Source organism: Aestuariivirga sp., from assembly GCF_044239095.1.
Classification (GTDB): Bacteria; Pseudomonadota; Alphaproteobacteria; order Rhizobiales; family Aestuariivirgaceae; genus Aestuariivirga.
The window spans coordinates 1-8,938 of record NZ_JBIICB010000178.1 but is presented as its reverse complement, the minus strand read 5'-3'; the positions used below and the strand labels follow the sequence as shown (position 1 = coordinate 8,938).

Below are 8,938 nucleotides of genomic sequence, written 5' to 3'. Positions count from 1 at the left end.
CAAAGGGCTTTCCCCCTTCAGGGTCGTGGGGCTCCACGCCCTGCGCAATGCCATGATTCCGGTCATCACCACCATTGGGCTGCAAGTGGGCGTTCTGCTGGCCGGAGCCATCCTGACCGAGACGATCTTCTCCTGGCCGGGGATCGGAAAATGGATGATCGATTCGATCGCGCGCCGCGATTATCCGGTGGTTCAGGGAGGCCTGCTGCTGATCGCCGCCGTCGTCATGCTCGTGAACCTGATCGTGGACCTGCTCTACGGCCTCACGGATCCACGCATCCGGCACAGGAGGTGAGCGCATGAGCGACATCGACATGACAACCAGTTCACCGGGGCCCGGCAGGCCGGCACTGCTGGCCGAGTTCTGGCGCCATTTCAGTGAGAACCGGGGGGCGGTCCTCGGGCTTGCGGTCTTCCTCTTTGTCATCCTGCTTGCAGTCTTTGCGGATGTGGTGGCGCCGCACGCACCGCATGAGCAGTACCGCGATTCCTTCCTCACGCCTCCTGTGTGGCAGGAGGGCGGAGACTGGCGCTTCATTCTCGGCACCGACCCGGTCGGCCGCGATGTTCTTTCGCGGCTGATTTACGGCAGCAGGTATTCTTTGTTCATTGGCGTCATCGTCGTGACGATTTCGCTGCTGCTCGGGGTGACGCTCGGTCTTCTGACGGGCTTTCTCCGCGGCGCCTTCGACAATGCCGTGATGCGGGTCATGGATGTGCTGATGTCCTTCCCCAGCCTGTTGCTGGCACTTGTGCTGGTGGCGATGCTCGGACCCAGCCTCACCAACGCCATGATCGCCATCGCCCTCATCCAGCAGCCGCACTATGTGCGGCTGACGCGGGCCGCCGTCATGAGCGAGATGAGCAAGGACTACGTCACGGCTGCGAGGGTCTCAGGGGTGGGCCGGCTCAGGATGATGTTCCGCACGATTCTGCCCAACTGCATGGCCCCGCTGATCGTCCAGGCTGCACTGTCCTTTTCCAGTGCCATCCTTGATGCCGCGGCCCTCGGGTTTCTCGGCATGGGCGCGCAACCGCCAACGCCGGAGTGGGGAACCATGCTGGCGGACTCTCGCGAATATGTGACCCGCGCCTGGTGGGTTGTCACCATGCCGGGCCTTGCCATCCTCATCACCGTTCTTGCGATCAACCTGATGGGCGATGGTCTGCGTGACGCGCTCGACCCGCGCCTGAGGAGAAGTTGATCCCCATGGCGATGCTCGAGATCGAGAATCTCACTGTCGAATTCAGGACGGCATCCGGCTTCTTCCGGGCGGTGGACGGCGTATCGCTCAGCGTGGACAAGGGCGAAGTGCTGGCGATCGTCGGGGAGTCCGGATCGGGCAAGTCGGTCGCCATGCTGGCCGTCATGGGACTGCTGCCCTGGACTGCGAAGGTGACGGCAGACAGGATGAGCTTCGAGGGCCACAACCTGCTGGACCTTTCGTCCCGCCAGCGGCGCAGGATCATCGGCAAGGACATTGCGATGATCTTCCAGGAACCGATGTCGAGCCTCAACCCCTGCTTCACGGTGGGCTTCCAGCTGATGGAGGCCTTGAAGGCTCACCTCGACATGGACAAGGCGCAAAGGCGCCGGCGAGCCGCCGAACTCCTGGCGCTCGTCGGCATCCCTTCGCCGGAGCAGCGGCTCTCCGCATTTCCGCACCAGCTTTCGGGCGGCATGAATCAGCGCGTGATGATCGCCATGGCGATTGCCTGCAATCCCAAGCTCCTGATCGCGGACGAACCCACCACCGCCCTCGATGTGACGATCCAGGCGCAGATCCTCGAGTTGCTGGTCAAGCTGCAGGATGAGACGGGCATGGGTCTCGTGCTCATCACGCATTCGATGGGTGTGGTCGCCGAAACGGCGGACAGGGTCTGCGTCCAGTACGCAGGACAAAAGGTGGAGGAGCAGAAGGTGGGAGACCTCTTCCGGGATCCTCACCACCCCTATACCGCTGCCCTGCTCTCTGCCCTTCCCGAGCGAGCCGCCGGGCGGCAGCTGCCGTCCATCCCCGGGGTCGTGCCAGGCCAGTTCGACAGGCCCTCGGGCTGCCTGTTCTCCCCGCGCTGCGCGCTCGCCACCGAACTCTGCCGCACCACGAAGCCACCGCGAGTCGACGGTGCGCTTTGCCATTACGCGTTGAGGGACGGCGTTCCCCGCAATCACCCGCGGGTGAAGGGACAGGCAGCATGAGCATCGTCGTATCCGCCACGGGCCTCACCCGTTACTACAGCGTCGGACGCGGCGCCTTCGCTAGGCCTGCGACGCTCAAGGCGCTCGACGGTGCGAGCTTCACGCTCGCGCGCGGCAAGACGCTGGCGGTTGTGGGAGAGTCGGGCTGTGGCAAGTCCACCCTTGCCCGCCTCGTCACCATGATCGAGGAGCCGACGGCGGGATCCCTGGTGATTGCGGGACAGAACATCGTGGGCGCCTCCACCGCAACGCTGAAGGCGCTCAGGCCGAAGGTGCAGATCGTTTTCCAGAACCCCTATGGCTCGCTCAATCCGCGCCAGAAGATCGGTCACGCGCTTGAGGAGCCGCTGCTGGTAAACACCAGGCTCAGCGCTGGCGAGCGCAGCGAAAAGGCGCGCGCCATGATGGCGAGCGTTGGCCTGAGGCCAGAACATTTTGACCGTTACCCCCACATGTTCTCAGGCGGGCAGCGCCAGCGCATCGCCATCGCGCGCGCCCTGATGCTGGACCCTGACGTCCTGGTGCTTGACGAGCCCGTCTCGGCGCTCGATGTCTCGATCCAGGCGCAGGTGCTGAACCTCCTGGCCGAGTTGCAGGAAAGGCACAATTTGGCCTATCTCTTCATCAGTCATGACCTCTCGGTCGTGCGCCATATCGCCGATGATGTGATGGTCATGTATCTCGGCCGCGCAGTGGAGCAGGGCCCGCGTGACAACATCTTCCGCAATCCACAGCATCCCTATACGAAGGCCTTGCTCTCGGCCACGCCACAGCCAGATCCCACGCGCAAACGTGAACGGATCGTGCTCAGCGGCGAGATGCCATCGCCGATTGATCCGCCGTCAGGATGCACCTTCCATCCACGCTGCCCATCCTGCTTTGAACCCTGCCTGGCCATCAACCCCGCCCTGCTTGAACATGAGGGAAGCCTCGTGGCATGTCATGCGGTAAACCCTCCCGGAACGGAAACGAAAGCGGCCTGACAATGTCCAAGCGTGCAGAACTCTCGACCGGCGAAGCACTCGTCGGCCTTCTCGAAGCCTATGGTGTCGATACGATTTTCGGCATTCCCGGCGTGCATAACGTCGAGATGTACCGGGCGTTGCCGCGTTCGAAGATCCGCCATGTGCTGGTGCGGCACGAACAGGGCGCGGGATTCATGGCGGATGGCTATGCCCGCGCCACGGGCAAGCCCGGCGTGTGCTTCACCATTACCGGCCCAGGCCTCACCAACATCCTCACCCCCATGGGCCAGGCATGGTCGGATTCCAGCAATGTGCTGGTGATTTCCTCCACCCTCGACATCACAGATTCGTCACAAGGGCGCGGACGGCTTCACGAGATGATCGACCAGCGCGGGGCGGCGGCGGCGGTCACCGGCCTGCACATGCGGGCCTACACGCCGAAGGACGTCCGCGACGCGGTCGCCCGGGCCTTCGCCCATTTCTCCAGCCAGCGCCCACGGCCTGCCTATCTCGAGATTCCGCTGGATCTGCTGAAGCAACCTGCAGGCGAAGGTTGGGAGCCGCGCGGTCTTCCCCGGGTTGCCTCCCCCTCGCGAAGCCAGATCGATGAGGCCATTGCCAAGCTCAACGCCGCGCACAAGCCGCTCATCATCCTTGGCGGCGGCGCGCTTCATGCGGGCGCAGCCGCCCTTGCCATTGCGGAGAGGCTGAAGGCGCCAATCATCACCACGACCGCCGGCAAGGGTGCGGTTCCATCCGATCATCCACTCTGCCTCGGCTACGTCATGGGGCGCGAGGGCGTATGGCGGCTGTTGCGCGAAAGCGATGCCATTCTCTGCGCCGGATCCGAACTTTCAGAGACGGATTTCTGGAATGACGAGGTGGTGATCGACAAGAACCTGATCCGCATCGACATCGACCCTTCCGTCATGAGCCGTCCGCACAGTGCCGATATCGCGATACTGGGGGATGCGCGCGAGGCGCTGGAGGCCATCGCCCACGGCATGAAGGAGCGGGTCGCGGAGGCCCATGCGCGCTTCGACCTTGGTGAACCAGACGCGCTGCGCGCCATGCTGGCCAGTGTGCTGGGCGTGATCCGCGAGGCTCTTCCGGCGGAAACCGTGATCTGCTCCGACATGACGCAGATTGCCTATGCGGCGAACGAGATCTTTCCCGTCTCGGTACCGCGGACATGGCTTCATCCCGTGGGCTTCGGGACGCTGGGGTTCGCCTTGCCCGCAGGCATCGGCGCGAAGTTCGGCGTAGGCGAGACGCCCGTCGCCGTGATGATCGGGGACTATGGCCTGCAATACACGGTGAATGAACTGGGCACTGCGGCGGAGCACGGACTGCCCCTCGTCATCCTGATGTGGAACAACGACGCCTTGGGCCAGATCCGCGACGACATGGTGATGAAGGGTATCCAGCCCAATGCAGTGACGCTGAAGAACCCGGACTTCCAGATGCTGGCAAGGGCCTATGGCTGCCAGTCCGCGAAGCCGGAAAGCCTGAAAGCCCTGGCTGAGGCCATCGGCGCGGCCCTGAAGGCCGAGCGCCCGACGCTGATCGAAATGACACCGCGAATGGTGACGGGTTGAACGCAAAAACGGCCGGCGCGTTCAGAGAAACCGCACCGGCCGTCTATACGGCTACAGCAATTGGACCGTTACATCTTCGGCATGATGACCGCGTCGATGACGTGGATGACGCCATTGTCGGCGACGATGTCGGCCTGGACGACCGTTGCGCCGTCAACCTTCACGCCATTGGTGCCGTTGACGGTGATCTCGCCACCCTGCACGGACTTGGCCATGGTCTCCTTGCCAGCGACGTCTGCGGCCATCACCTTGCCAGACACCACGTGATAGGTCAGGATCGCGACCAGCTTGTCCTTGTTCTCGGGCTTCAGCAGGTCTTCGACAGTGCCTGCGGGAAGCTTGGCGAAGGCTTCATCGGTGGGGGCGAAGACCGTGAAGGGGCCTGCACCCTTCAGCGTGTCGACCAGACCAGCGGCCTGAACGGCAGCCACCAGCGTCTTGAAGCTGCCAGCAGCGACAGCGGTATCCACGATGTCGGCGGCATAGGCCTGGGCGGACAGCGCCAAGCTCGAAACGGCAAATGCGGCAGCGACGGCAATGTTGCGAAGGCGGTTCATTGTAATCTCCCAATTGTCAGAAGTGACATGAAGCGTTACGGGCCGAAGTCCGGCCCGGTTTGGGATTGCGTCTTCACAATAAGTTTTTCCGCCTTTGCTGATCCACCACAGGTCTGACATATTTAAGCCAGACATGACACAAACCTCGACTCGCGGAAAAGGCCCGTTACATGAGCGGCGATAACAACGAGACCCACAGCCAGTTCGCGATCCTCAAATCGCCGAGTTTCCTGCCCCTGTTCGTGACCCAGGCGATCAGCGCATTCAACGACAATGCGGTCCGCAACGGCATTGCCATCCTCATCACCTTCGACCTCGCGGTGCGTTTCGGCTTCGACGCCACGCTCTTCGTGCAGGCTGGGCTGGCGCTCTTCATGCTGCCCTATTTCCTGTTTTCGGCCATTGCCGGGCAACTTGCCGACAAGCACGACAAGGCGGTCCTCGCCCGCTGGATCAAGCTCTTCGACCTCGGGGCAATGGTGTTCGGGGCCTTGTCGCTCTGGCTCGAGAACCCCTGGATGCATCTGACGGCGCTGTTCCTCGCGGGCACCACGGCTGCGTTCTTCGGTCCCATCAAATATGGCATCCTGCCGCAATATCTGAGGCGGGATCAACTCATCGCCGGCAATGCCCTCATCGAGCTCGGGACCTTCGTCACGATCCTGCTGGGCACGCTTATTGGCGGTTTCCTGGTGCTGGAAGACTGGGGCAGGATCCTTCTTGCCAGCACGATCATCGGACTGGCCGTAGTGGCACTTGGTTGCGCCTTCCTGATGCCCTCCGCACAAGGCGACCGCTCCATCGTGATTGACTGGAACGTACCGCGCCAGACGCTGAAGCTTCTCAGTTACGCCCGGGAAAGGCAGGACGTCTTCTGGTCTGTGATCGGCGCCTCATGGTTCTGGTTCCTGGGCGCAGCCATCATGGCGCAGCTTCCCGTCTTCACGCGGGATGTGCTGCTGGCGAATGACGGCGTGGCCAACACCTTCATCGGTCTGTTCACCGTCGGCATAGGCGCGGGCTCGCTTCTCACCAATGCGCTGCTGAAGGGAGAGGTATCGCCACGCTACGTGCCGATTGCCTCAATCATGATGACGCTCTTCCTGCTTGACCTCTTTTTCGCAGCGGGAAGCGTCAATGCGGCGCTGGCGGGAACGTCAGGCAACGGTGTTGCAGCTTTCTTCAGCCACTGGCAGGGCTGGCGCGTAGGCGTTGACCTGTTCTTCGTCGCCTTCTTCGGCGGCATTTATGCGGTTCCTCTCAACGCCATCATGCAGCACCGGTCGAATCCCAATCGCCGGGCCCGGGTCATCGCGGCAAACAACGTGATGAACGCCATCTTCATGATCGGTTCTGCCGTGGCCGGCGCGGTGCTGCTCAAGGTGATGTCGCCGCAAGGCTTCTTCCTGCTCCTGGGCCTCGCCAACGCCATCGCTTCGGTGTTCGTGGCCCGGCTGCTGACGCAGGAACTGGCGGGAAGTGTCGCGCGCATGCTCTTCCGCTTGCTTTACCGGGTCGAGGTGAAGGGCATGGAGAACCTCCGCGCAGCTGGCAGAAAGGCGGTGATCATCGCCAATCACAGCTCCTATCTGGATGGTCCCCTGCTCTCCGCCTTCCTGCCCGAGCGCGCCAGCTTTGCCATTAACAGCCACGTGGCCAAAAAGTGGTGGGCGAGACCGTCCTTTTCATTGTTCAACATGATCCCAATCGACCCGGCGAACCCCATGGCGCTGCGCGTTCTGGTGGATGAGCTGAAGAAGGGCCGCAAGGTCGTGATCTTCCCCGAAGGCCGACTGACGGTGACGGGCGCGCTGATGAAGGTCTATGAGGGCCCCGGTGCGATCGCGCAGATGGCGAAAGCAAAGGTTCTTCCCGTCAGGATCGACGGCGCGCTCTACACGCCCTTCTCGCGCATGCGTGGCAAGCTGAGGCTCCGCTGGTTTCCAAAGATCACCATCACCTTCCTGCCGCCCGTCAAGTTCGATGCGCCGGACGGCATGCGCGGCGCGGAGCTCCGTCAACACCAGGCGGACCGGCTTTACGATGTCATGACCGACATGGTCTTCCGCACGTCCAACGTCGACTGCACCTTGTTCGAGGCCCTCCTCGATGCGCGCCACACCCATGGCCGCCGCCACGCCGTGCTCGAAGACATTCAGCGCAACCCGGCCAGCTATGACCGGCTGGTCATGGGCAGCTTCATCCTGGGCCGCCGCATTTCGGAAATGACACCGGGTCAGCGGAACGTGGGCGTGTTACTGCCCAACGCCACGGGCTGCTTCGTCACGCTCTTCGGGCTGCACGCCTTCGGCCGTGTGCCTGCGATGCTGAATTTCTCCACCGGGGCCGTCAACATGGCTGCGGCATGCGCAGCAGCACAGGTCTCGACCATTGTCACATCACGCCGGTTCATCGAGGCGGGCAACATGGAAGAGGACCTGACCGTCCTCGGCCGGAGCTGCAAGGTGATCTTCCTCGAGGACCTGCGCGAAAGCCTGACAGCCAAGGACAAGCTCTACGGCCTCTTTGCGCGGTTCTTCTCCAAGACCGCCCTGCGCATGGGCGGGGCTGGGCAGGACCCCAACGCGCCTGCGGTCATCCTCTTCACCTCAGGCTCTGAGGGCCTGCCCAAGGGCGTCGTTCTCTCGCACCGGAACCTCCATGCCAACCGCTACCAGGCAGCAGCCCGCATTGCCTTCACCGCGTCCGACGTGGTGTTCAACGCACTTCCGATGTTCCACGCATTCGGATTGACGGGCGGCGCGCTTCTGCCGGTGCTGGCCGGCGTTCGCACCTTTCTCTATCCCTCTCCGCTCCACTACAAGGTGGTGCCGGAGCTGTGCTACGAAACGAATGCCACGGTGCTTTTCGGCACCGACACCTTCCTCATGGGCTATGCACGAAGCGCCCACCCCTATGACTTCTTCAACGTTCGCCTGGTCGTCGCCGGCGCGGAGAGGGTGAAGCCCGAGACGCGCGAAGCCTGGATGGAGAAGTTCGGCCTGCGTATCCTTGAGGGCTATGGCGCCACAGAATGTTCGCCAGTTCTGGCGGTCAACACGCCGATGCACTTCCGCACCGGAACCGTCGGCCGCCTTCTCGACCAGGTGCAGCACAGGATCGAGCCCGTTCCCGGAATCGAGGAAGGCGGACGGCTGCATGTGAAGGGTCCCAACATCATGCTGGGCTATCTGCGCGCCGACAATCCCGGCGTCATCGAGGTGCCGCCCGATGGCTGGTACGACACAGGCGACATCGTGAAGATCGACGATGATGGTTTCATCACTATTCTGGGCCGGGCGAAACGCTTCGCGAAGATCGCAGGCGAGATGATCTCACTGACGCTGGTGGAAACGAAACTGGCGCAAGCGCTGCCCGATGGACAGCATGCCGTTGTGGCCGTACCGGACGACCGCAAGGGCGAGCAGCTGGTGATGTTCACCACCGACAATGCGATCGACGCGCGCAAGGCCGGCGATGCGCTCAGGGCTATGGACACACCAGCGCTCATGGTGCCGCGGAACGTCATCGTTCTGGCAGAGCTTCCGCTGCTGGGCTCCGGCAAGACCGACTATCAGACCCTCAACCGGCTGGCACGCGAACAGGTGAAACCATAGA

General features: G+C 62.9%; 7 protein-coding genes. 6 read left to right on the top strand and 1 reads right to left on the bottom strand.

Going from position 1 to position 8,938, the window contains the following annotated elements:
* From ACILRA_RS15210 to ACILRA_RS15190, 5 genes are all read left to right on the top strand, one after another.
* The coding region (locus tag ACILRA_RS15210; protein WP_395662931.1) for an ABC transporter permease at positions 1 to 295 on the top strand (295 nt) is incomplete at its 5' end.
* A 4-nt stretch (positions 296 to 299) separates the two neighbouring features.
* Positions 300 to 1,205 (top strand): ABC transporter permease subunit, encoded by a 906-nt coding sequence (locus ACILRA_RS15205; RefSeq protein WP_395662930.1) that lies wholly within the window; start codon positions 300 to 302, stop codon positions 1,203 to 1,205.
* 5 nt (positions 1,206 to 1,210) lie between these two features.
* The gene (locus ACILRA_RS15200) at positions 1,211 to 2,200 is read left to right on the top strand and encodes an ABC transporter ATP-binding protein (RefSeq protein ID WP_395662929.1); all 990 of its coding nucleotides are present in this window, start codon (positions 1,211 to 1,213) and stop codon (positions 2,198 to 2,200) included.
* On the top strand, positions 2,197 to 3,183 hold the full coding sequence (locus tag ACILRA_RS15195) for a peptide ABC transporter ATP-binding protein (protein WP_395662928.1): 987 nt from the start codon (positions 2,197 to 2,199) through the stop codon (positions 3,181 to 3,183). Before ACILRA_RS15200 ends, ACILRA_RS15195 begins: the two co-directional genes overlap by 4 nt.
* A 2-nt stretch (positions 3,184 to 3,185) precedes the next feature.
* The gene (locus ACILRA_RS15190; protein WP_395662927.1) at positions 3,186 to 4,763 is read left to right on the top strand and encodes a 5-guanidino-2-oxopentanoate decarboxylase; all 1,578 of its coding nucleotides are present in this window, start codon (positions 3,186 to 3,188) and stop codon (positions 4,761 to 4,763) included.
* 68 nt (positions 4,764 to 4,831) lie between these two features.
* On the opposite strand, the gene ACILRA_RS15185 is transcribed toward ACILRA_RS15190, so the two are convergent.
* The gene (locus ACILRA_RS15185) at positions 4,832 to 5,320 is read right to left on the bottom strand and encodes a fasciclin domain-containing protein (RefSeq protein ID WP_395662926.1); all 489 of its coding nucleotides are present in this window, start codon (positions 5,318 to 5,320) and stop codon (positions 4,832 to 4,834) included.
* A gap of 170 nt (positions 5,321 to 5,490) precedes the next feature.
* On the opposite strand from ACILRA_RS15185, the gene ACILRA_RS15180 reads away from it, so the two are divergent.
* A complete protein-coding gene (locus ACILRA_RS15180) occupies positions 5,491 to 8,937 on the top strand; it encodes an acyl-[ACP]--phospholipid O-acyltransferase (RefSeq protein ID WP_395662925.1) in 3,447 nt (1,148 codons plus the stop codon).
* Position 8,938 lies beyond the last annotated feature (1 nt).